Source organism: Pseudomonas sp. SWRI179, from assembly GCF_014268705.1.
GTDB classification, from domain to species: Bacteria; Pseudomonadota; Gammaproteobacteria; order Pseudomonadales; family Pseudomonadaceae; genus Aquipseudomonas; species Aquipseudomonas zanjanensis.
The window spans coordinates 23632-46786 of the sequence record NZ_JABWRA010000033.1 but is presented as its reverse complement, the minus strand read 5'-3'; the positions used below and the strand labels follow the sequence as shown (position 1 = coordinate 46786).

23 protein-coding genes, 1 tRNA gene and 1 pseudogene are annotated in these 23155 nt (G+C 59.6%); 17 read left to right on the top strand and 8 right to left on the bottom strand.

Going from position 1 to position 23155, the window contains the following annotated elements:
* Positions 1 to 141: 141 nt before the first annotated feature.
* From HU767_RS18750 to HU767_RS18740, 3 genes are read left to right on the top strand one after another with little or no spacing between them, the layout of a single operon-like run.
* On the top strand, positions 142 to 1551 hold the full coding sequence (locus HU767_RS18750) for a circularly permuted type 2 ATP-grasp protein (protein WP_186730198.1): 1410 nt from the start codon (positions 142 to 144) through the stop codon (positions 1549 to 1551).
* Positions 1552 to 1560: 9 nt separating this feature from the next.
* Positions 1561 to 2511, top strand: coding sequence for an alpha-E domain-containing protein (locus tag HU767_RS18745; RefSeq protein ID WP_186707225.1), 951 nt, complete (start codon positions 1561 to 1563; stop codon positions 2509 to 2511).
* Positions 2508 to 3311, top strand: a complete 804-nt coding sequence (locus tag HU767_RS18740) for a transglutaminase family protein (protein WP_186730197.1) — start codon at positions 2508 to 2510, stop codon at positions 3309 to 3311. Before HU767_RS18745 ends, HU767_RS18740 begins: the two co-directional genes overlap by 4 nt.
* Before the next feature lie 128 nt (positions 3312 to 3439).
* On the opposite strand, the gene HU767_RS18735 is transcribed toward HU767_RS18740, so the two are convergent.
* On the bottom strand, positions 3440 to 4252 hold the full coding sequence (locus tag HU767_RS18735; protein ID WP_186730196.1) for a cytochrome c: 813 nt from the start codon (positions 4250 to 4252) through the stop codon (positions 3440 to 3442).
* Positions 4253 to 4863: 611 nt separating this feature from the next.
* Between HU767_RS18735 and HU767_RS18730 the strand changes: the two genes are divergently transcribed.
* The 3 genes from HU767_RS18730 (at position 4864) to HU767_RS18720 (ending at position 9061) form a co-directional block, all read left to right on the top strand.
* Positions 4864 to 6069, top strand: coding sequence for an acetyl-CoA C-acetyltransferase (locus HU767_RS18730; protein WP_186730195.1), 1206 nt, complete (start codon positions 4864 to 4866; stop codon positions 6067 to 6069).
* Positions 6070 to 6093: 24 nt separating this feature from the next.
* Positions 6094 to 8238 carry a 3-hydroxyacyl-CoA dehydrogenase NAD-binding domain-containing protein gene (locus tag HU767_RS18725; RefSeq protein WP_186730194.1) on the top strand — a complete coding sequence of 715 codons (2145 nt, stop codon included), beginning with the start codon at positions 6094 to 6096 and terminating at the stop codon, positions 8236 to 8238.
* An 88-nt stretch (positions 8239 to 8326) separates the two neighbouring features.
* Positions 8327 to 9061, top strand: a complete 735-nt coding sequence (locus HU767_RS18720) for an amidotransferase (protein WP_186707230.1) — start codon at positions 8327 to 8329, stop codon at positions 9059 to 9061.
* A gap of 83 nt (positions 9062 to 9144) precedes the next feature.
* Here HU767_RS18720 and HU767_RS18715 read toward each other — a convergent pair whose 3' ends face one another.
* From HU767_RS18715 to HU767_RS18705, 3 genes are all read right to left on the bottom strand, one after another.
* Positions 9145 to 10116, bottom strand: a complete 972-nt coding sequence (locus HU767_RS18715; RefSeq protein WP_186707231.1) for a magnesium and cobalt transport protein CorA — start codon at positions 10114 to 10116, stop codon at positions 9145 to 9147.
* A gap of 135 nt (positions 10117 to 10251) precedes the next feature.
* A complete protein-coding gene (locus HU767_RS18710) occupies positions 10252 to 10974 on the bottom strand; it encodes a 1-acylglycerol-3-phosphate O-acyltransferase (RefSeq protein WP_186730193.1) in 723 nt (240 codons plus the stop codon).
* A 357-nt stretch (positions 10975 to 11331) separates the two neighbouring features.
* Positions 11332 to 12021: a crotonase/enoyl-CoA hydratase family protein gene (locus tag HU767_RS18705; RefSeq protein WP_053180884.1), complete on the bottom strand. Its 690-nt coding sequence runs from the start codon at positions 12019 to 12021 to the stop codon at positions 11332 to 11334.
* A 307-nt stretch (positions 12022 to 12328) separates the two neighbouring features.
* On the opposite strand from HU767_RS18705, the gene HU767_RS18700 reads away from it, so the two are divergent.
* The 6 genes from HU767_RS18700 (at position 12329) to HU767_RS18675 (ending at position 16083) form a co-directional block, all read left to right on the top strand.
* Positions 12329 to 12418 (top strand) — tRNA-Ser (locus HU767_RS18700).
* Positions 12419 to 12632: 214 nt separating this feature from the next.
* The gene (locus HU767_RS18695) at positions 12633 to 13835 is read left to right on the top strand and encodes an MFS transporter (protein WP_186730192.1); all 1203 of its coding nucleotides are present in this window, start codon (positions 12633 to 12635) and stop codon (positions 13833 to 13835) included.
* A 236-nt stretch (positions 13836 to 14071) separates the two neighbouring features.
* Positions 14072 to 14566, top strand: coding sequence for a nuclear transport factor 2 family protein (locus HU767_RS18690; RefSeq protein ID WP_238349497.1), 495 nt, complete (start codon positions 14072 to 14074; stop codon positions 14564 to 14566).
* Between the two features lie 160 nt (positions 14567 to 14726).
* A complete protein-coding gene (locus HU767_RS18685; protein ID WP_186707235.1) occupies positions 14727 to 14954 on the top strand; it encodes a zinc ribbon domain-containing protein in 228 nt (75 codons plus the stop codon).
* Between the two features lie 158 nt (positions 14955 to 15112).
* Positions 15113 to 15445, top strand: a complete 333-nt coding sequence (locus HU767_RS18680) for a type II toxin-antitoxin system HigB family toxin (protein WP_186707236.1) — start codon at positions 15113 to 15115, stop codon at positions 15443 to 15445.
* The gene (locus HU767_RS18675; RefSeq protein ID WP_186707237.1) at positions 15442 to 16083 is read left to right on the top strand and encodes an XRE family transcriptional regulator; all 642 of its coding nucleotides are present in this window, start codon (positions 15442 to 15444) and stop codon (positions 16081 to 16083) included. The genes HU767_RS18680 and HU767_RS18675 overlap by 4 nt, the downstream gene beginning before the upstream one ends.
* 16 nt (positions 16084 to 16099) lie before the next feature.
* Here the strand turns inward: HU767_RS18675 and HU767_RS28885 are convergent.
* Positions 16100 to 16254: pseudogene (locus tag HU767_RS28885) on the bottom strand (EamA/RhaT family transporter); the annotation flags it as partial.
* 169 nt (positions 16255 to 16423) lie between these two features.
* Between HU767_RS28885 and HU767_RS18670 the strand changes: the two are divergent.
* The gene (locus HU767_RS18670) at positions 16424 to 17005 is read left to right on the top strand and encodes a hypothetical protein (RefSeq protein WP_186707238.1); all 582 of its coding nucleotides are present in this window, start codon (positions 16424 to 16426) and stop codon (positions 17003 to 17005) included.
* Positions 17006 to 17054: 49 nt separating this feature from the next.
* A complete protein-coding gene (locus tag HU767_RS18665) occupies positions 17055 to 17615 on the top strand; it encodes a GNAT family N-acetyltransferase (RefSeq protein WP_186730191.1) in 561 nt (186 codons plus the stop codon).
* Between the two features lie 34 nt (positions 17616 to 17649).
* On the opposite strand, the gene HU767_RS18660 is transcribed toward HU767_RS18665, so the two are convergent.
* Positions 17650 to 18765: a PDZ domain-containing protein gene (locus HU767_RS18660; RefSeq protein WP_186707240.1), complete on the bottom strand. Its 1116-nt coding sequence runs from the start codon at positions 18763 to 18765 to the stop codon at positions 17650 to 17652.
* Between the two features lie 202 nt (positions 18766 to 18967).
* On the opposite strand from HU767_RS18660, the gene HU767_RS18655 reads away from it, so the two are divergent.
* The gene (locus tag HU767_RS18655) at positions 18968 to 20128 is read left to right on the top strand and encodes a PDZ domain-containing protein (protein ID WP_186707241.1); all 1161 of its coding nucleotides are present in this window, start codon (positions 18968 to 18970) and stop codon (positions 20126 to 20128) included.
* A gap of 40 nt (positions 20129 to 20168) precedes the next feature.
* On the opposite strand, the gene HU767_RS18650 is transcribed toward HU767_RS18655, so the two are convergent.
* Positions 20169 to 20498 carry a DUF2834 domain-containing protein gene (locus tag HU767_RS18650; protein WP_186707242.1) on the bottom strand — a complete coding sequence of 110 codons (330 nt, stop codon included), beginning with the start codon at positions 20496 to 20498 and terminating at the stop codon, positions 20169 to 20171.
* Positions 20499 to 20614: 116 nt separating this feature from the next.
* Between HU767_RS18650 and HU767_RS18645 the strand changes: the two genes are divergently transcribed.
* Both HU767_RS18645 and dapF read left to right on the top strand, forming a co-directional pair.
* Positions 20615 to 21424, top strand: a complete 810-nt coding sequence (locus HU767_RS18645) for a helix-turn-helix transcriptional regulator (RefSeq protein WP_238349498.1) — start codon at positions 20615 to 20617, stop codon at positions 21422 to 21424.
* Between the two features lie 112 nt (positions 21425 to 21536).
* Positions 21537 to 22340, top strand: coding sequence for a diaminopimelate epimerase (gene dapF, locus HU767_RS18640; protein WP_186730190.1), 804 nt, complete (start codon positions 21537 to 21539; stop codon positions 22338 to 22340).
* A 235-nt stretch (positions 22341 to 22575) separates the two neighbouring features.
* On the opposite strand, the gene HU767_RS18635 is transcribed toward dapF, so the two are convergent.
* Entirely contained in the window at positions 22576 to 23136 is a 561-nt protein-coding gene (locus HU767_RS18635; RefSeq protein ID WP_186709719.1) for a nucleotidyltransferase family protein, read from the bottom strand.
* Between the last annotated feature and the right edge of the window lie 19 nt (positions 23137 to 23155).

The window sequence follows — 23155 nt, the reverse complement described above, 5'->3', positions numbered from 1 at the left end:
GGGGCAGCGGGTTGGGGGGATTTGCCGCACCATAAAAGTGCGCGACCTGTAAGTGGAGAATCCAACCCGTTGATCATAAAGCGTTTATGCCGATGGCACGGGGCTTGCGAAGCTTGCTGCCAGGGTGACAAGGAGTACGGCATGATCCGCAGCGGTTTTGATGAAATGTATGACGCCGACGGCCAGGTCCGGCCGCACTACCAGGCGTTTGCCCGCTGGTTGGCCGACACGCCTGACGAGTTGCTGGCGCAACGCAGGCGCGAAGCCGACCTGTTGTTTCATCGTGCCGGCATTACGTTCACGCTGTACGGCGACGAGCAGGGGACCGAGCGCCTGATTCCGTTCGACACGATCCCGCGCAGCATTCCGGCCAGCGAATGGCGGGTGGTGGAGCGCGGCTGCATCCAGCGGGTCAAGGCGCTGAACATGTTCCTGGCCGACCTCTACCACGAACAACGGATCATCCGCGCCGGCATCATTCCCGCCGAGCAGGTGCTGGCCAACGAGCAATACCAACTGGCGATGCAGGGGCTGGACCTGCACCGTGACATCTATGCGCACATTTGTGGTGTCGATCTGGTGCGCGACGGTGACGGTACGTACTACGTGCTCGAAGACAATCTTCGTACGCCCAGCGGTGTCAGCTACATGCTCGAAGACCGCAAGATGATGATGCGCCTGTTTCCCGAACTGTTCGCCGCCCAGCGCATCGCCCCCATTGACCATTATCCGAACCTGCTGCTCGACACCCTGAAAAGCTCCAGCCCACTGGACGACCCCAGCGTCGTGGTGCTGACGCCGGGGCGTTTCAACAGCGCGTTCTTCGAGCACGCGTTCCTCGCCCGGGAAATGGGCGTGGAATTGGTGGAAGGCGCCGACCTGTTCGTACGGGATGACAAAGTGTTCATGCGCACCACCGACGGCCCGAAAGCGGTTGATGTGATCTACCGTCGCCTCGACGATGCGTTCCTCGATCCCCTGGCCTTCAATCCGGATTCGATGCTCGGCGTACCGGGTCTGTTGTCCTCCTACCGTTCCGGCAACGTGGTGCTGGCCAATGCCATCGGCACAGGTGTAGCGGACGACAAATCGGTGTACCCGTTCGCCACCGACATGATCCGTTTTTACCTGGACGAAGAGCCGATCCTGAAGAACGTTCCTACCTGGCAGTGCCGTAATCCCGCTGAACTTTCCCACGTACTGGCGAACCTTCCCGACCTGGTGGTCAAGGAAACCCAGGGTTCCGGCGGTTATGGGATGCTGGTGGGGCCAGCCGCGACCACGGCGCAGATCGATGCCTTTCGCGAGCGGATCAAGGCCAAGCCACACGCCTACATCGCCCAGCCGACGTTGTCGCTCTCGACCTGCCCGACCTTTGTCGAAAATGGCATCGCCCCGCGCCACATCGACTTGCGTCCGTTCGTGCTGGCCGGCCGCGAGACCCGCGTGGTCCCTGGCGGGCTGACACGGGTGGCGCTGCGCGAGGGCTCCCTGGTGGTGAACTCATCCCAGGGCGGTGGTACCAAGGACACCTGGGTGGTCGAGGATTGAGGAGCTGCCATGCTGAGTAGAACCGCCTCGGACCTGTACTGGATGTCGCGCTACCTGGAGCGGGCGGAAAACCTCGCGCGGATGCTCGACGTGAGCTATTCGTTGTCGTTGATGCCCCAGGACGGGCGTGGCGACGGCCTGCACGAGCTGGCCATGCCATTGCTGATCACCGGCACGCTGGACGATTACCGGGAGCGACACGGCGATCTGCACGCCGAGCGCCTGCTGCATTTCTTTGCCCTGGAAGCGGCCAACCCGGCCAGCATCTACAGTTGCCTGGGCTCCGCGCGAGCCAGTGCCCACGCGGTACGTGGGCGAATCACCGCCGACATGTGGGAAAACATCAATGCCACTTGGCTGGAAATTCGCGGTATCGCCGAGCAAGGCTTGAATCGCTACGGCATGAGCCGTTTCTGCGAGTGGATCAAGGAGCGCTCGCACCTGTTTCGCGGCGCAACCTACGGCACCATCATGCGTAACGACGCGTTCCGGTTCATTCGCCTGGGGACCTTTATCGAACGGGCCGACAACACCCTGCGCTTGCTCGATGCGCGCTACGAAATGGCCGGTGACCAGGCCGACGCGGTCAGCGATGGCACGGCCCACGCGTACTACCAATGGAGCGCCTTGTTGCGGGCCTTGTCGTCCTTCGAGGCCTACACCGAGATCTACCGTGAGGCCCCGGGCGCTCGCCATGTGGCGGAGTTGCTGCTGTTGCGCGCCGACGTGCCGCGCTCGCTGCGCGCCTGCACCGAAGAAATCAACCAGATCCTCGCCAGCCTGCCGGGCACCAACGGCCGGCAGGCACAACGGCTGGCGGCGGAAATGGACGCACGCCTGCGCTACACCGGCATCAACGAAATCCTCGACGGGGGCCTGCATGCCTGGCTCACCGAATTCATCCCACTGGTCCGTGAACTGGGCAATGCCATTCACAGTTCCTACCTGGAGGTCATATGAGACTCTCGATCAGCCACGAAACGGCCTACCACTATGAAGACCAGGTTCGCGCCAGCATCCAATATCTGCGCCTGACTCCCCACGACAGCGAACGCCAGCACGTGCTGAGCTGGCAGCTTGATTTGCCACGGCCAGTGCGGGCGCAACTGGATCCGTTCGGAAACATCCTGCACGTACTGACCCTGGATGAGCCCCACGAAACGGTGATCATCGGCGCCCGCGGGCAGGTGGATATCGATCCGTCGCGCGAAGCCGAACATGAAAGCCAGTCGGCGCTGCCGTTCCTGCGTTTCACCCGGCTGACCGAGGCGGACGAGGCTCTCCGAACCTTCGCCGCGCAGCAATGCCAGCAGCGTCGCGATCGCACGGCGCTGATCGACCTGATGCTGGGGCTGAACCAGCACATGATCTATTCCCCTGGCACGACGGCAATCGAGACCAGCGCGGCCCAGGCTTTTGCCGGTCGTAGCGGGGTGTGCCAGGACCATACCCACGCTTTCCTGGCCTGCGCGCGTAGCCTGGGCGTGCCGGCGCGTTATGTGTCGGGGTATCTGTTCAGCGAAGAAAGCGAACACCTGGCGAGCCATGCCTGGGCAGAAGCCTGGCTGGACGACGCCTGGTACAGCTTTGACGTGACCAACCAACTGGCCCGTCCGGAGCGGCACCTGAAACTGGCCGTGGGCCTGGATTACCTGGACGCCTGCCCGGTGCGAGGCATGCGACGCGGCGGCGGTTGCGAGCAGATGCACGCCAAGCTGGTGGTGACAGCGGCGCCGGTGATCACGGTGCAACAACAATGATCATCTAATGAGCGAGCTTCTGTGGCGAGGGAGCTTGCTCCCGCTCGAGTGCGAAGCGCTCGCAAGCTTTATAAGGGGCTGCTACGCAGCCCAGCGGGAGCAAGCTCCCTCGCCACAAAAAAGCGATCTCACGGGGCCGATGGCTGCTTGCGTCCCGCCATATGCTTCAAATAACCCACCAGCAAATCCAGCTCTGTGTCCGGCAGCACCGCTGTGGAGAACCCGGGCATTTTTCCCTGTGGCCAGCGTCGCAGGCCTTGGGGGTCGCGGATGTAGCGCTTGAGGAAATCCCCGGAGAAGTATTCGGTGGGGTTGAACGGAACGTTCAGGTCAGGACCGAACTGCGCATCGCCGGCGCCATTGAGCCGATGACACGCCAGGCAGTTTTTCTGAAACAGCTCGAAACCTTTATTGACCGGGTCGTCCTTGGCCAGGTTGGGCGCCGGCAGCAGGGCCGGGAAGCGCTCAGCCACGGCCGACAGGCGCTTGATGCTCGCCACCGCGTAGGGCCATTGCTCCGGGCTGATGTGACCCGCCTGCGGATCGGTCCAGACCAGATAAAAAGGCCCGGCGCTGGACTTGCCTTCCCCCAGCGACGGCCAAGGCTTGGCCGGGTCCTCGATCGCCAGCCAGGCACGGGCTCCGCTCTTGCCGAGGAGTGGCGCCGCGGGCATTTCGGCAGCGAAGCCGTCCAGGGCAACGGCTTGCAGATGGTCGTCCGGCTGGATACCCGTCAGGAGTGAAGTCAGTGGCACGGCTCGATAACTCATGGGTTTCTTGTAGGAAACGTCCTCGGCAATCTGGACCGTCCGCGCATCCGGGTGCTTGAGCAGTTCTTCGGTTTGCCAGGTGCGCGTGCTCGCGCCCAACTCCAGCACCAGTTGCGCGGCATAAAGGGGCGAGCTGAGCAGCAACGCCCCGAACACAATGAGAGCTTTCAAATCGGTCGCCTTCCATGTCGAGGGGAGCCGCGAAGGTTGGCACAGCCATCGCAGCTCGAACAGTGAACCCATCACATTTTTTGGCGATACAACGCATTGGATGATGCAGGTGCCCACGCGCAGGGTTTCAGCCAATCACCTTGGTGATATTCGGCAAAATCAACAGCAGCGTCGTGGCAAAGAGAATGAGTCCGGCTTGGCGAACTTTCGATTGTTTGAACATGGCTGACCCGCCTTTTTTGTTATTTCCTAAAAACCAGCCTGCATATCCATGACGGCTGGTGGTGCACTTCCTGTTCCGACAAGCGCCTCGGCAAAACCCGACGACTTACTTGTACAAGGATTACATTAGGGGCCGCGGCCGCCTTGGCTTAGATCCAATTCGTATCAGCTTTTAGCTCGTGGCTATAAAAATGATATGAGGCGGATTGCCACCTTCCTGCTGGGCCTTTTGCTAGACAGCTTGCCCTCCTGAAACGGTTAACCCGATAGCTCGCTACCGTTCGTCTGAGCGTGGTCGTCAATGTCATTGAGCGCTGTGGTCATTGAATCCGGCGCCGCTGGGCTTATGGTTGAGGCATCGCATTACGCCCGTGGTTTCGAGGATGGTCATGACCCAAGCTTTGATTTTCGACGCATTACGCACGCCTCGCGGAAAGGGTAAGGCCGATGGTGCCTTGCACAGCGTCAAGCCGGTGAACCTGATGGGCGGCCTGCTCAGTGCCTTGCAGCAACGTATGGACCTGGACACCAGCCAGGTCGACGACATCGTGCTCGGTTGCGTGACGCCGGTGGGCGAGCAGGGCGCCGATATCGCCAAGACGGCTGCGCTGGTGGCCGATTGGGATGTCAGCGTGGCCGGCGTGCAACTCAATCGGTTTTGCGCCTCGGGCCTGGAAGCGGTGAACCTGGCGGCCATGAAAGTGCGTTCCGGGTTCGAAGACCTGGTGGTGGCCGGCGGCGTCGAGTCCATGTCCCGGGTGCCCATGGGCAGCGATGGCGGTGCGTGGGCGCTGGATCCACAGTCAAACCTGCACGGCCACTTCATTCCCCAGGGCATCGGTGCGGACTTGATCGCCACCCTGGAAGGCTTCAGCCGCGAGGATGTCGACGGTTATGCACTGCATTCCCAGCAAAAAGCCGCGCGCGCCCGGGCTGACGGTTCGTTCGATAAATCCCTGGTTGCCGTGCGGGACCAGAATGGCATCGTGCTGCTGGACCACGACGAATTCATCCGCGCCGACTCCACGCTCGACGGCCTGGGCAAGCTCAAGCCGAGTTTCGAAGCCATGGGCCAGATGGGCTTCGATGGCACGGCGCTGCGGGTGTATAGCCATGTCGAGCGAATCAATCATGTGCACACGCCGGGCAACAGTTCCGGCATCGTCGACGGTGCGGCGCTGATGTTGATCGGTTCCGAAGCCAAGGGGCGCACCATGGGCCTGCAACCACGGGCGCGAATCGTCGCCACGGCCGTCACCAGCACCGACCCGACCATCATGCTCACCGGCCCGGCACCGGCCACCCGCAAGGCCCTGGCCAAGGCCGGGCTGCGGGTGGAGGACATCGACCTGTTCGAAGTCAACGAAGCCTTCGCCTCGGTGGTGCTCAAATTCATCCGGGACATGGCCATCGATCCCGCCAAGGTCAACGTCAACGGTGGCTCCATCGCCCTGGGACATCCCTTGGGAGCCACCGGCTGCGCAGTCCTGGGCACGTTGCTCGACGAGTTGGAAGCGCGTCGCCTGCGCTATGGCCTGGCGACCCTCTGTGTCGGCGGCGGCATGGGCATTGCCACCGTCATCGAACGCCTCTGAGCCCGACTTCAAGGAACACCTTTCATGACCGATGCCATCCGTTACGAAACCGGCCAGGACCGGATCGTCGTCCTGACCCTGGACATGCCGGGCCAGAGCGCCAACACCATGAACGCGCGCTACCGCGAGGCCATGGCCGCTTGCGTCACCCGTTTGAAAGCTGAAAAGGACTCGATTGCCGGTGTGATCATCACCTCGGCCAAGCACACGTTTTTTGCCGGTGGTGACCTCAACGAGTTGGTCAAGGTCGGCAAGCCCGAGGCCAAGGCTTTTTATGAAATGGTCCTGCTGCTCAAGGCACAGTTGCGTGCCTTGGAAACCCTGGGCAAGCCCGTGGTGGCGGCTATCAATGGCGCGGCCCTTGGCGGTGGTTGGGAGATCTGCCTGGCCTGCCATCGTCGTGTGGCGCTGGACCTGCCATCGGTGCGGCTCGGCTTGCCGGAAGTTACCCTCGGCCTGTTGCCGGGCGGCGGCGGGGTGGTGCGGATGGTGCGCCTGCTCGGCTTGGAAAAGGCCTTGCCCTACCTGCTCGAGGGCAAGAAGGTCAATGCGCAACAAGCGCTGCAGGCAGGTTTGATCGATGAGCTGGCGAAGGATCGTGACGAACTGCTGGCCAAGGCCCGGGCCTGGATTCTCGCCAACCCCAGCGCCGTGCAACCCTGGGACGCAAAGGGCTATCGGCTGCCGGGCGGCACGCCGTCCGACCCGAAAGTCGCGCAAATGTTGGCAATCGCCCCCTCGATCCTGCGCAACAAGACCCAGGGCTGCCTGCCGGCACCGGAGAAGATCCTCTGCGCCGCGGTGGAGGGCGCCCAGGTGGATTTCGACACGGCCCACCTGATCGAAACCCGCTACTTCACCGAACTGACCACCAGCCAGGTGGCAAAGAACCTGATCGGCACCTTCTGGTTCCAGCTCAACGAGATCAAGGCCGGCGGCTCTCGCCCACAAGGTTTGGCGCCATATCTGACGAAAAAAGTCGGCGTGCTCGGTGCGGGCATGATGGGGGCAGGTATTGCTTACGTTAGTGCCGCGGCTGGCATTGCGGTGGTGCTGAAAGATGTCGATCTGGCGGCAGCCGAGAAGGGCAAGGCCCGTTCGGCGGCGTTGCTGGATAAAAAGGTCGCCCGCGGACAACTCACTGCCGAGCAGCGCGAAGCCACGCTGGCGCGGATTCACCCCACCGACAGCAACGCGGACCTGGCCGGTTGCGACCTGATCATCGAAGCGGTATTTGAAGATCGAGCCCTGAAAGCCAGCGTGTCGGCCGCCGCCCAGGCAGTGGCGGGAGATGATGCGGTGATCGCTTCCAACACCTCGACCTTGCCTATCACCGGCCTGGCCATGGCCGTGCCGGACCCGACGAAGTTCATCGGCCTGCACTTCTTCAGCCCAGTGGAAAAAATGCCCCTGGTAGAGATCATCAGGGGCGCTCATACCAGTGACGCGACCCTGGCCCGGGGTTTCGATTTTGTCCTGCAGATCAACAAGACGCCGATTGTGGTCAACGACAGTCGCGGTTTCTTCACGTCGCGGGTATTCGGCACCTTTACCAGTGAAGGCATCGCCATGCTCGGCGAGGGCGTGCGCGCGCCGATGATCGAAACCGAAGCGCGCAAGGCCGGGATGCCGGTCGGGCCTCTGGCGATCTCTGACGAAGTTTCCCTCGGCCTGATGAGCCATATCCGCACGCAAACCGCCAAGGACCTGCGTGCAGAAGGGAAAACGCCGACTGAGCACCCTGCGTTCGCCGTGATTGATTTGCTGCTCAACGAATACAAGCGTCCGGGCAAGGCCGCTGGCGCCGGCTTCTACGAATACCCGGCCACTGGACAAAAGTATCTTTGGCCACAGCTAAAGAGCCGCTTCGAGAAAGTCGACGGGCAGATTTCCCCGCAGGATATCCGGGATCGCCTGCTGTTCATCCAGGCCCTAGAAACCGTGCGCTGCGTGGAGGAGGGCGTACTGACCTCGACGGCCGACGCCAACGTCGGCTCGATCCTTGGCATCGGCTTTGCGGCCTGGACCGGTGGTGCGCTGCAATTCATCAACCAATACGGCCTGCCGGACTTTATCGGTCGTGCCCAGTACCTGGCCGAGCAATACGGCGAACGCTTCTCACCGCCGGCCTTGTTGTTGGAGAAAGCCGCCCGGCACGAACTGTTCTGACAAACCAGGGAAGGGGCTTGCCTTGGGACCGTGTTTCAAGGCAGGCTCTGGGGTGTGCAATATTCCCATCACGTGTCAGGTATTTTTTATGTCGCTACGCATCTGCATTCTGGAAACCGATATCCTGCGTCCTGAACTGGTCGACCAATATCAGGGTTACGGGCAGATGTTCCAGCGGCTTTTTTCACAGCAGCCCATCGCGGCCGAATTCATCGTGTACAACGTGATGGAGGGGCATTACCCCAGCGATGACGAGGCGTTCGATGCTTACCTGGTGACCGGCAGCAAGGCGGACTCCTTTGGCACCGACCCTTGGATTCAAACCCTCAAGACCTACCTGCTGGAGCGCTACCAGCGCGGCGACAAATTGCTCGGTGTGTGCTTCGGTCATCAACTGTTGGCGTTGTTGCTGGGCGGCAAGACCGAGCGCGCTACCCAAGGCTGGGGCGTTGGCACCCATCGCTACAAACTCGCGGCCAAGGCGCCGTGGATGAGCCCGGTGATGGAAGAACTGACCTTGCTGATCAGCCATCAGGACCAGGTCACCGAACTGCCCGAAAGCGCGACCGTCATCGCCTCCAGCGATTTCTGCCCCTTCGCCGCCTACCACATCAACGACCAGGTGCTGTGCTTCCAGGGCCACCCGGAGTTCATCCACGATTACTCCCGGGCCTTGCTGGAGATTCGCCAGCAACACCTCGGCGAGCAGATCTACAGCCAGGGCGTGGCAAGCCTGGCCCATGAGCACCACGGCACCACAGTGGCGGAGTGGATGATGCGTTTTGTGGCTCACAAGCCGCAGGTTGAAACCAGCCAAGCCTAAAGGTCACACGCCGAGCAGGACTTAATGTGGGAGCGAGCCTGCTCGCGATGGACGCCACACAAATCCCACCGGATGATGCTCGCCTACAACCACCCCGACCGCTTGAAACTCGCCCACAAAGCGGTGCACCCCACCCCGATAAATCCAAGCACCAGAAAATACCCATAGTGCCAGGCCAACTCCGGCATATTTTCGAAGTTCATCCCATAGATCCCGGCCACGGCCGTGGGAAACGCCAGGATCGCCGCCCAAGCGGCGAACTTGCGTTGCACCACGCTCTGGCGCGACGCTTCGAGCAGCACGCCGACTTCAATGGTCTGGCTGGCGATGTCGGCCAGGGTCGCCAGGTCTTCCATTTGCCGCGTCACGTGAATCTGCACATCGCGAAAGTACGGGCCCATGTTCTTGTCGATGAAGGGGAAGTCGAGTCGCTGCAGCTCTTCGCTGATTTCCACCATGGGGGCTGCATAGCGACGCAGGCGCAACACGTCGCGGCGCAAGCTGTGCAGGTTCTGGATATCCCGCTCGTTCAGGGAGCTGCACAACACGTTACGTTCCAGCTCGTCGATTTCGGCATGAATGGCTTCACCTACCGGCTGGTAGTTTTCAATCACGAAATCAAGGATGGCGTAGAGGACAAAATCCTCCCCATGCTTCAGCAAGAGGGGACGTGCCTCACAACGCTGTCGGACGTGGGCGTAGGACGCTGAATGGCCGTTGCGAGCGGTGATGACGTAGCCCTTGCCGGCAAAGATATGGGTCTCGATGAACTCCAGCTTGCCGTCCTTGCGTATCGGCGAATACGTGACGATGAACAGCGCATCACCAAAGGTCTCCAGCTTGGGGCGGCTGTGTTTCTCCATGGCGTCTTCGATCGCCAGTTCGTGCAGGTTGAATTGACGCTGCAGGTTGGTCAGCTCCAGCGTGCTGGGCTCTTCGAGACCGATCCATACAAAGTGACCCGGTTTGGCAGCCCAGGCGCTGCCTTCGTCGAGGGTGATATTGGTGACTTTCTTACCGGCGCTGTAAACCGCAGCGGCAACGACTCTACCCATAATGGTGGTTCACTTCTTATTGGAAAATGGCAGTGGCAGGCAGCGTTCAGCTTAACGCGCCCTGTTGCTTGAGAGTCAGTGAAATCTGCAGAGTTCGGCGGTAAAAGAAAACCCGCCGTAGGGCGGGTTTTCCATTCACGCGGCTTGCAACTGCCGGTCCATGGTCGCGATGCATTCGCGCATCTGCTCGCGGCATTCGGCGATGAGCCGCGGCATGTCATCCATGCTCAATCCGGCCGTAGGAATCGCCGGCAACGAGCGTATGAGAATGTCGGCACTGCGCCAGCGATTGAGGCGCATGTGCTTGATGTAGCTGCTGACGCACACCGGAATAATCGGGACCCCAGCGGCGATCGCCATCTGGAATGCACCTTTCTTGAAGGGCAGCAGGTCCTCGCCCAGGTTGCGCGTGCCTTCCGGGAAGACCCAGATCGACGTGTCCTCATGCTGCAACGTATGAGTGGTGGTCAGCATCGATTGTCGCGCCTTGATCGCGTTGCCGCGGTCGATCAACACATTGCCCGCCAGCCAGAACAACTGCCCGAACAGCGGCACCCACTTCAGGCTCTTCTTGCCGATGCACACGGTACGGCGCGGCACCACGTTGCCGAACATGAACAGGTCATAGTTGGATTGGTGATTGGCGATGATCACGCAGCCGTTGGGCTTATTCACCAGCGTGTCGACCTGCGTCCGGACCCGCAGGCGCAAAATGCACATGGCCGGCAACGCGTACAGCCTGGCGCATAAACGACTGTTGTCCGGATTGAACGGCCGGCACAGGCCCAGAATCACCCCAAGCACACCCGCCAGGACAAAGTGCAGGCCCATCAACAACATACGCAATACAAACAGCATCTACAGGGCCCCATCGGGACAAAAGGTGGCGCAGTGTACGGACGTGCACTGTTTTCAGCAATTGCCCCTATAGAGGTAGGAAATGGACGATGTTTAAGCGCATGTTTCTAAGTAGTGCGCCAGAAGCGTCCTAGAGCGGTTGGAGATTTTTAAGCGGCCCATGTAGGAAAAAGCCCAACGCTAGGGGAGGGGCTTAAATCCGTGGCGAGGGAGCTTGCTCCCGCTGGGCTGCGCAGCAGCCCCAAACCATTCCACACGGTGTATCAGGAAAAACGGCTGGCAGTTTTTTACGACTGCTGCGCAGCCGAGCGGGAGCAAGCTCCCTCGCCACAATGATGTTTGAGTGATTTGTGAGCGTCAGCCCATATGCTCCTGATCCAGCAGAATCGCACTGTCCAGCGTTTCCAGCAGCGCCTTGCGAACTTTCAGCTTGGTGTTCTTGTGGGCCGACATGTTGATTTTTTTCAGCTGACGCGCTGCTTCCAGGGCTGCGCCCTGCAGTTCTTCGGCCGACACCACCTTGTCGAGGAAACCGGCATCCACGGCGCCTTGGGGATTGAACATCTCGGCATTGATCACCGAACGGTGGAACGCCGACTTACGCAGGCGATCGCGGGCCAGCTCAATACCGGCATGGTGCATGGTCATGCCAATCTGCACTTCGTTCAGGCCAATGCTGAACGGGCCTTCAACACCAATGCGGTAATCCGCCGACAGCAGCAGGAACGCGCCCTTGGCTACCGCATGCCCAGGGCAAGCGACAACGACAGGGAAGGGGTGCGACAGCAGGCGACGGGCCAGTGTCGAGCCGGCCGTGACCAGGCTCACCGCTTCCTTGGGACCGGCAGTCATCACTTTCAAGTCGTAACCACCCGACAAAATCCCCGGCTGCCCGGTAATGATCACCACCGCCCGATCCGCCGTCGCCTGGTCCAGCGCTGCGTTGAACGCGGCAATCACATCCGGCGAGATGGCATTGACCTTGCCGTTGTTCAAGGTCAGGGTCGCGATACCGTCTTCGAGATGGTAGGCAATCAAGTCGCTCATGACGCTATTCCTTGTAAGAGAAGTGTCGCAGACGTTACCCACCGCCGAAGGCCAGGTAAAGCGCCGTGACTGACTCACCGGTCAGCCCCCAACCTCGCAAACAGCCTGGCCCGCCCATCCCGCCACGCCTTCATCTATAGGGCAGTACCCACGCAACCCCGAAGATTGGCCGGTTTGCCCTGCCCAGGCGCGTTTGAATACCCGACGAAGCTTAACCGCATGAAAATTCTGAAAAAAACCTTTGCCATCGGAAAAGCTTTCGACTACATTAGCGCGCCTCGACAGACTGAACAGTTTAGCGAGATACGGTGAAGTGTCCGAGTGGCTTAAGGAGCACGCCTGGAAAGTGTGTATACAGGAAACTGTATCGAGAGTTCGAATCTCTCCTTCACCGCCAAATTCGATACACACAAAACCCCTGGTTTTCCAAGAAAGCCAGGGGTTTTGTGGTTTCTGCCGTCTTAAAAACATGACGATAGGGGCAATGGCCCAGGTGATACGCCGTCAGCGCAAAGTTGCAAACTTCCTAACCTTGACTCCGCCACCCAAACGACTATCCCCGCCTGTAGCCGTGCTACAAAAAGACCTGTTCAGCGCGTGGAAAAACACCGATGTCACCGCTCTCCAACGGCAAGCCCTCCAATCGCTTCGGCCTGTTTTGCGTAGCCAGTTTCCTTCTGTCCATTTCTTATGGCGCCACTTTCCTGGTCTCGCTGCTGGTGTCCTCCCTAGGGGGAAATGAGCGCGATGCGGGGCAAGTCTTTGCCGTTGCCATGACGAGTACCCTGGTCGCGGTGGTCGCCTCGGGGCATTTGATGCAGCGCATAGGTGCAGCACTGTGCATGGCCCTTGGCGCTGGATTTCTGATCATTGCGTCCATGGGGTTTGCGCTGCTATCGGGCCTTGGCCTCGGTTTGTTGGCCTGTGGTTTGATGCTGGGGATTGGGTGGGGGCTGTTTTACACGGTTGGGCCCATTATGGTCGCAGCGATGGTCGAGCCAGCCAGGCGGACTCATTGCTTCGCGCTTTTGTCGGGCAGCATGTTGACGGGGATCGGTAGTGGCCCTCTTTCAGGCAAGCTGGCCAGTTCCTTCGGGCTACCCATCCAGACGGCTTTCTTCTTTGCCGCCGCCGCGGCATTGCTGGGTGGGGTGTATTTTTGGTGGCTGAGAACGGGCTTTGCCGAAGTGGAGCGCCGGTCTGGCGATAAGGCACGGATGGGGCTGAGGTCGGCGACGGATGTGCTGCGCTCACGTTCAGCGTTGTCCATTTTGATGGTGGGGCTGGGGGGCGCGATCTTCGGCGGTCTGGGCAGTTTCCAGACCAGTTATGCAGCCAGTCAGGGGCTTGATTACTCCCTGTTTTTCGTCGGTTTCATGGGGGCGGCTATCGCTTGTCGGTTGTTGATTGCCGGGTGGGTGGTCCGCCGTGACCCCTTTGCGACTTCTTGCCTGTTGACCACGCTGATGTTGGTCGCCGTGACGGGGTTGGGTGTGTGGGTTCATGACAGCCTGAGTTACGGGTTGACGGCGGCATTGCTTGGGGTCGGTTATGGTCTCAACTATTCGGTCATTAATGGCTTGGCTGCCAACGAGGCGCCATCTGGACTGACCGCCCAGGCACTGCTGCTTTTCAGCCTGTCCTACTTCATTGGCGTATTCGGGTTTCCCTTTATCGCCGGCAAGCTCATCAGCAGCACGGGCGTGAATGGGATGCTGCTTAGTGTCGGATTGATCGCTATGTTGGCCTGGGCCTTGAGTGTCGGTCGCTGGCTGGCCGGGCGATTCTGGAAACCAGCCTCTCTCATGGAATGAAACATTTTCCTCTAGCGTGCGGTGGTTTTCCGGTGACCTAGAAGTCTGAGCATAAGGGCATGAAGGTAGTTACGCTGAAGGAAAAAAATTGCTTGATGAGCGGCTGGTCGTTGCACCTCTCCAGTGAACAGCATCGGGCAACCTCACAGCAGTATCGGGCAAAAGTTTCCGGGTACACGCCGTTAAGGTTCTCTTGGAAGAGCGTCTTATCAACTGCATTGCTGTGAGAGAACATCATGACCATATGGATGAATTTGGCTTGGCGCGTCCAGGCTCTTGCACTGTTTTTAGTGTTTGTCACGAGTAACGTCTGGGCTTCGGAACCTATTCAAAACGCCAATACGGATCTGGTCCGCCAGGCCTTCGCGAATTGGCAACAAGGCAAAGGCACTGTATTCGATCTGCTGGCGCCCAATGCGAAATGGACCGTGGCCGGGACGAGTCCTGTTTCTGGTGTCTATAACAACAAGGCTGAGCTGGCCCATGTCGTGCGGTCGATTACCGCTCGGCTGGCAACACCGATTGTCCCCACGGTGCAGAACATCGTTGCTCAGGATGATGTCGTGGTTGTGATGTGGGACGGAACAGCCACGGCGCTTGATCATAAACCCTACAACAACACCTACCTGTGGCACATGACCTTCAAGAATGGTCAGATCATTGAAGTCACAGCCTTTCTGGACACCTACGTGCTGGACGACCTTATTCGGCGCGTAAAACCTGCACAGTAGCGGTTCGGCCGAAACAATTGCGTTGGGCTATCTTGTTGGCTGTGAAGCAGTTCGCTTTTCCGTCGTGTGCTTTTCAAAAGGTTCACTCGACTCAGAACAAAAACCGGAAAGGCATGGTCTTTGTCAGTACCCCAAGTTCGTCTCTTCCTGAGGTCACGCAATGAGTCTGATCGATTGCCCTGAATGCGCATCCCGAATTTCCGACAAGGCCTACGCCTGTCCACATTGCGGCAATCCTTTCCGGGAGCCGAGTTTCCGCCTGACCGAGAAGAACGTGGGGCAGATTGCCGGGGTAACCGGCGTCTGGCTCACCGCGCCGTGGGTCGCGCGGATGGTCTTTGGCGTGGTGGCCGTGATTGCGGTGGCGGCGGTGTTGATCTTACGGTGATCGGTCTCCGTGATCGCTGGCTTATGTCCTGGCTCATCTGGCCCAATGCTTCCGGCCAAATCGCCGGCTCGCCACAGCATGAGTCCCGCCATCGCCAATAAAATGGAGTTGTGAAAAAACACAACCAGAGTACCATCGGCTCAAAGACAAGGAAGCCCATGGATATACTCACGCCATCACGTTTTGACGACGCTGCGATTTTGTACCCCAACGACAAGGCCGGGCTTGATCGATGCCTGCGCATTCTGACGATGGCGCGCCCCAAGGCGTTCGCCGACCTGCAAAAGCTATTCGGTACGCACGGTGTCGACTTGTTCAAGCCCAGGGCCGCAATGAACTGGGTGGTGATCGACGTAGGCGGCAATAATCTCAGGGTGATAGGCGGCGTCAACTATGCCCGGCAGAAGTTCTACGTCAAACACATCTACACGCATGCCGATTACGACGTTGCCAACAGCTGGTATGCAAGAAATAAAGGGGTAAGACGATGAGCGCAGCCCGGAACGACTTTCAAACCGTGATCGCGACGCTTGGCGAGCTGCACGCCGTACTGGATCGCCTGCGCGGTGAGTTTGTGCATGGCATCAAGACCCCTGCCGACTATGCGCGTGCGACGGCCCTGCTCGATGCGCTTACCGACGGGCGAGAGCTGAGCAGGACCGAGGAGAGGATTCTCGTTGAGCTCGAGGACGAAATCCTGGCCTATCAGCGCGACTCCCACCAATTTCGCGAATCGAATGCCGCCTTTGAGGCGAGCTGCACGCCTGTGCAGTTGATCAAGGACTTGATGGAGACGCTCGGGCTCACCGGTTCAGACCTCCCTGAAATCGGTGATAAAACGGCGGTGTCCAAGGTGCTCAATGGAGATCGGCCGATCAGTCACAAGATGGCGTACGCGCTGGCAGAGCGGTTTGCGCTGGAGCCGAGTGCTTTCTTGCCAGCGGCCTCTGCAAAGGTGGCCGCTCATATCGAAACTGTCCCTCTTCCTGTCAGTAAAACTTCCACCCATTACGTTTTGCACGAGGACGCCCTGACCGCATATTCAGTGGAAGAGGCCGGTTCCGGTGAATACAAAGTGGTGACTTCGAAGGGTCGCAGAAAGACAGCCAAAGGGCTGGACAAGGGGTAGGGCAATCATCTGCTGATCAAGGGGCGGCGTTGGTTGTCGATCCACGCGAGTTGAGGATGATCCGCACCCCCATGACCACCCCAACCAGCACAGCCGCAAGACCTGACATCTCCAGAAGTGTCGGCAGCCGATGATGAAACCACAAGCCCAGCTCAGCGTCGCGACCACGGCGAGGGCCAATCCGGTGATGAGGTTTGAGTGGGCCTGGATCATCAGGCGTGCGCCCCGGTACGTCGACTATTGCAGCCAATCCCTGAACCCTCTATAAAATCTCGCGCTGACATCGCGTTCCTCTTGACCGTTGTTGGCCCTGGATATCTGACCCGCATGGAGCATCATCGTGAGCCAATCGCCACACCCCCTCATCTCCCAGGCTGATATTTGCCCGGGCACTACCTCCCGCGTCCTGCGACATGCCTTGAACTTCATCTTATTGACGCTGCTCACCGGCTGCGGAGCGCTGTCGGATGTCCGCTCTTTCTCCACCCCTTATTCCACGCCTGACGGTGGCGAGACCGCACGCTTGCGGGTGATCAGCGATGGCATGGTCAGGGCCGTACCCAAGTCCGATTGTGTGGACTTCCGCCTGCCGGGCGCGGGCGTCATGGTGGCGTTCCGGGATGGCTACGCCAATCGCAACGGCGAACGACTGGGCATGCCAGACGACGACAAACATTCATCTTCCACGGTAATGACTGAGCTGCTGGTGCCTGCCGGACAGCCCATCGCTTTTCATTACATCGGTGCTCAATGCTACAACATGTTCCGCTTTGTCCCTAAAGCAGGGGCGGATTACCAACTGGAGGCTGCGGGGCGCTTCAAGTGCACGGTCACCCTCAAGCAACTGTCCGTGAAAACGACCGAGCTTCCCCCTTTATCCTTGGAGGACAGCAAGCTGTGCAGGATCACGGATAACTTGTAGCGTGAAAACTTTTCAAGGACGCCATAACGTTTGAAAAGGAATCTTCATCATGGACCCTATCCCCACGTTCCAAACCTGCCGCCTCATCCTCACCCCCCTTGAACTGGCGGATGCACCGGCGATTCAACGATTATTCCCATACTGGGAAGTGGTCCGTTACCTGGACAGCCGCGTGCCCTGGCCGTACCCGGATGACGGCGCGCTGACCTATGTGCGCGACCATGCGCTCCCCGCTGTCGCCGCCGGGCGCGAGTGGCACTGGATGATCCGTATTGCCGAGGCCCCGGCACAGCGTATCGGCAGCATCAGCCTCTACGATCAGCCAGGCAACAACCGCGGTTTCTGGCTGGCGCCGCAATGGCAGGGGAAAGGCTATATGCGCGAGGCGTGCGAAGCGATCAATGCCTATTGGTTCGAAACCCTGGAACGCCCCGTCATGCAGGTGCCCAAGGCCGTGGGCAACCTGGCTTCGCGCAGGGTGTCGGAGCGCGAAGGCATGCGCATGATCGGGACGCAGCAGGGGGAATTTGTCTGTGGGCCGTTGCTTAAAGACGTCTGGGAAATGACGCGTGAGGCGTGGCTTAAAGCGAAAGCTTCATCGAACATCTGATTCCCGCGCCGGCCAGAGCCACCCATCGAGACAGTTACTGACTCGCCAACGGACGCCACGCGGTGGTCTGCAGATAAGGCCACTGTTTAAACAGTAGACCCCGCGTTGTTTCTACGCCCTGCAAGGTTTCTGTGCAATTGACCATCGCGGTAAAGCTGCGCTCGGTCAGCATGAAACTCTCCGACCCCAGCGCCTGGCACTGTTCGCTGGTACCGATTGGCTGGCAAAACATCGGTTGCATTTTCACGTCGTAGCCTTGGGACCGAGTGAATGCCTGGAACTCCGGCATAGCGAGCCGAGCGGGTGTGCCGCTCAGTGCCGGGCCTTGCCAGACGGCGGTGATGAGGCCCCTTGATGGATAGTCGCTCAGCCCCTGGACTTGTCTGGCCTCGAACAGGGCAAAACAGAACGAAGTATTGGCCGCGCTATTGCTTGCTGGCGATGTAACGGGAGCGGCGAGGGGGCGCGTCGGCGCGGCGGCTGCCGCAGGTGCAAGCGCTACCGAGGGTGCCAAGCCCGATGAGTCGCCTATTTCCACCAACGCGTCGATGGGTGCCCGGTTGCGCCACACCTTCAACGGCGCCGCGAAGCCAGGTCGAATACGACTGGCGACAGCGGTCAGCTCGGCAGGGCTGTTGACCGGAGTCCCGGCAATTTGCAAAACGATATCGCCGGCCAACATGCCGGCTTTTTCCGCGCCTGTTCCTGGCACTGGCCTCACGACCAATACGCCGCTGGTTGCGGCTAAGCCAAATTGCTGAGCCATCGCCGGTGTAACGCTGGTGATGTGCAGGCCCAAGCCCCCAGACTGATTAGGTTCCGATGCGGGCATTGCCGCGGACATCCCGGGCGTCGGTGACACCGCAGCGGCAACTGGTGCTGGAGCGCTACCGGCTGAACAATCGCGTTGTCTGGCGACTTGTTGGATCACCAGGTTAACGGGGTCGCCCGCCATGCTCGGATGCTTTTCCCAGCCCTGTTTGGTCGCCAGGAACGTTTCACAATCCATGGCGTAGTAGGTCGCCGGATCTTTGATCTTGCGCAGGTATTCCGCCGTTTCGGCTCGCTCGGCGGAGCTGTACATCGGGTTGACGCAAGACGCCAGGAGAGGGGAGAGCACCAGTAGTGCGGCAAGGCATTTTGTCGACATGGGCTTCTCTGAGGTCGTGGCGTTTAGGCAGGTCCAGGCAAGGTACTATTTGGCCATCATCCTGTCCAACCTCAACCAGGCACTTCGCTGCCGTGGTGATTGAGACGGGTGGCATCTGGGCAAATGTGCATTCGATATACAACTGAAAGGCACTTTGCCATGATGCGGCACGATCCACTCGAATCAATCACTGAGTAGCGAAATGTCCGCATCTGCCTTGAAATCAAGCACCAGGCTTGCCGTTGCACTTTCGCTCACTGCCTTGGCTGGCTGTGCCTCTGATGGCGGTCTCGGTGAGGCGGCGGTAGTCGGTGCGATGCTGCTGCCCATGGGAGGCGTCGATACCAGCATGATGACCAGTGCAGCAGGCCTTGCGGCCGGTGCCTACGTGGTCTCATCGGTTGCCAGTGCGGACTCTGCCAGCGTCTCCCCCGCAACCTCCACCGTTGCCGCCCCCCAAGGCTTGCCACCCATTGACTTGCAAAAGCTGGTGACCCGGGAAACGCCTGACCGGTATCGCTCCAAATCTTGCGAATACATCGAAATGTCCCTCAGCGAGGTGCCGATGTACCAGGCGAGCGCTGAGCCCATCCTGAAGCAGGTCGCCACGGCTCGAAAAGAAGCGGCCAGCCAGGTCTGGCTTGAAAAAGGCTGCCAGCCGGCCAATTTACCTCGCGGCAGGATCGGCGCCAGCATCGAGACCATCGATCCGAAGCGGGCGATGGCGCTGTCAGCGCCTCCCGCCGGAGTTGTGGTGCAGGGGACTGTTCCGGGCAGCGGTGCGCAACAGGCCGGGATCTTGCCTCAAGACGTGATCGTGGCCGTGGATAACGGGCTTATCGCCGATTCAATCGATTTCAGGGTGGCCGTTGCCAAAGCGCCAATCGGCTCGCGGGTGAACCTGAAGGTCTGGCGAAACAACGCGTTTAGCATCGTTCCGGTTCTGGTGGGGCCTGGTGGGACGCAAGTCGCGATGACACCTACGGTGATGGCCAACGGTGCCACGGCGGTGGTCCCGGCCGCAGCCATGTATTGCACCGCCGTACTGTCCACCCAGCATACGTACGGCGCTGCGGTCAGCCCGGTCAAATTGATTGCCGGTGCCGCGAGCGACATGCAACCCTCGCTCAAAAGCTACATCGCCAAGGTGAAGCAGGAACAGCCCGGCGTTTGGGGTGATTTCAAACTCAACAGCGCCGTTTGCACACCGGGCGCCGTGGTGTGCATGGCCGAAGCCAAGGGGCCGACCGGCAAGACCCAGAACGCCTTCGAGTTCTGCCACGCGACGCAAGCCAAGGCGGATGCTGAACTGGCCCAGATGCGTCAGGGGGATCCGAAAGCGGTGCTTGTTGATTGGCCGTGAGCTGTGATTGTCCGTTGCGGTGCATGAGTTGAGGAACTGGCTAATCATGAGTACCTGTCAGCGACGGTTGGTGTCCAAATCCGTTGACGACGATGTACAACAGCGGACCGACTGATACGAAGATGGCCGTGATCAGGAAGTAAGGCAGCAGCGATGTGAGCGACCGGCCTTTCGAACGTGCGTCCCGGTACATCCAGACGCACGCCATGCAAGCGAGCAGATACAGGTCGATGACAACCTGCGCGGTGTCTGGGCGCGACATGAGCCCGAGGCCGAACGCCAGGAGCGATTGCTCGGCGAGAAACAAAGTACTCGCCGTGTACACGGAAAAAAGCAGCAGTGTCACCAGTGCGATGTAAGGTTTCTTCAAGTTGCCTCCCTGGACAAGTTCGTTGATCAGGGAGGTAGGCTAGTGATTTGACCGTCATGGTTTCAATGACCTCTGAGGTCATCGACGCCGTTCACCCGCAATGCCAGAGTCAACGGATGACCAGTCGACCTTTCTCTCGAACAACGCCGCCAACCTCGGCCGGTGCCCAACTGCGTCACTTGCGCCAACAGGCCGGGCTGAGTCAGTTGGACTGCGCGCTGATGACAGGGCTATCTCAGCGTCACCTCAGTTGCATCGAGACGGGACGCGCGAAGCCAAGTCCCGGCACCCTGCATAACTTATTGACTGCCCTGGATGTACCTTTGGAACGATGCAATGACATCTTCCTCGCCAGCGGCTACGCCCCTCGCTACGAAACGACGCCGCTCACATCATCGACAATGGAGGTGGTGCGTGCTGCCATTGATCACATCCTTCACGCCAATAACCCCGCCCCAGCAATTGTCTTGGATGCTCAATGGGACATCCTTGCCGCCAACGCCAGCGCGGGAGTCTTGTTCGATCTGGTGGGGCTTGCCAGAGAAGCGGCAGAGGGGCTTAACCTGTTGGTGACACTGCTGCAACCCGGCGGCTTGGGCGATCATTTGAGTAACGCCGAGGAAATAAGGTTAGTGGCTTGGCAGCGCGCATCCAGGGAAGCCTTGAGTAATCCGGCGCTGGCTGAGATCCTGAAGAGCCTGCCGGCCCCACACAGCGCTGCGCTGGCTAACGAACTGCCTCCGCTGCTGCTGACGCGAGTCGACTCTTCCCAGGGGGAGCTGAGGTTCATGTCGACGTTCACCACCTTCGGTATGCCGCTCGATATCACGATGAGCTCATTGCGTATCGAGCATCTGATTCCTGCCGACACTAGAACTTGGGAGGTCATGACGACGGCATATAAGAAGACGCAACACTCACACTGATCAAGGATGAATACATGCAACCGTCACTCAATCGAATCATGTTGTATGTCCGGAACGCTCAGGCAACCTGCAATTTTTACTACGGTAATTCCATCTCCAGCAGAGCGTTTGCATGCCACTGAGCTTTCATAAGATGCATGCCAATGGCGACGACTTCATTATTGTCGACTCGCGCAATGCAGCCAGCCCAGTGACAAGTGCCCTGGCCCGGCGTATGGGCGATAGGAACCGGGGCGTGGGCTTCAACCAGCTCGCGGTGTTGCTCGATTGCGACGATGCCGATGCGCGTGTGATGTTCTGGAACGCAGATGGCTCCCCGCTGGATGTTTGCGGCAGCGCGACGCGAGGAGCGGCGGATCTGCTGATGCGCGAAGCAAATGCTACTTCGCTGGTACTGCGCACCAACCGCGGTCTGCTGACTTGCGAGCGTACTCCAACCGGCGACATTTCCGTCGCCATGGGCGTGCCGCTTTTCGGCTGGTCGGACATTCCTTTAGCGCAAGAACTGGACACCGCCGCCTTGCCACTGGCCGGCAGTCCCGCCGCGTGCAGCATGGGTAATCCGCACTGCACTTATTTTGTCGATGATCTGGCCAGCGTTGATATCGCGACGATCGGTCCGGCCATCGAAACCAACGCCCTGTTTTCGCTCAAGACCAACGTTCATTTCGTCCAGATCATTGATCGCAACCATATACGGCTGCGGATCTGGGAACGTGGGGCGGGTATTGCGCTAGGTTCGGGATCCTGCTCGTGCGGTGCGGTTGTTAACGGCATTCGTCGTGGTTTGTTGGACAGCACCGTCGAGGTTGAATGTGATGGCGGAAGCGTAACGGTTCAGTGGAATGGCGTGGGTGCGGTCGTTCTTACCGGGCCGGTGGAGGCAAGTTTTTCGGGGGCGATGAGTCAAGGTTGAGGCCCACAGAACGGGTTCCCACCGCCGACCTCCTGTGGGAGCGAGCTTGCTCGCGAAGGCGGCAGCAAATTCCATACATGGTTCTAAAAGGTACTCCGTGGCGAGGGAGCTTGCTCCCGCTCGGCGGCGTAGCCGTCGTAGACCATTGACCCCGTTTTTTCTGAAAACTACTTTGGGGCGGCTTCGCCACCCAGCGGGAGCAAGCTCCCTCGCCACGGGATTATCGAGATTGGCATCATTTCTCCACAATCCTGAGCCACGGCCAGCGAGCCTGATAACTCTTCGCCTTCTCATCGAACAAATCCGGCTGAGGATTATTTGGATTGATACGCAGAAAGCCTTGTTCGATATCGTCCAGGCCAAAGGGCGCATAGACCTCGCCGGTTTCAACATCCAGCCCAACACACGTGCCCGCAATCAGGTAACGATCAATGCCATCCTTGGCCGACTGAAGCTGAGGATAAGGCTTGCCAAACCGCTGACCGTACCAAAGGTGGACGCGGGCCTGATTCTTGACCTCGATGTTGACGCCGAGGTCCTGGAAGAGTCGCTGGGCGGCGTTGATCACTTCGTTCTCGGCTTCCCAAGACAGGTCCGGGTCAAAGTAAAAAACATCGTAATCCTTAACGCCCCAAGAGGACGGTTGCTGCGTTTGATGATTCCAGACGGCTTGGAACAGGCAGCCAGCCGTGAGCATGCATTGATTTAAACCGAGTGCAGGCAAGCGCGGAGTGATTTGTGCGTTGATTGGATTAGTCATTGCTATCCTGACCAAACTTTCGACCGTCAATGTCATGTTCATCCTTTGGAAATCG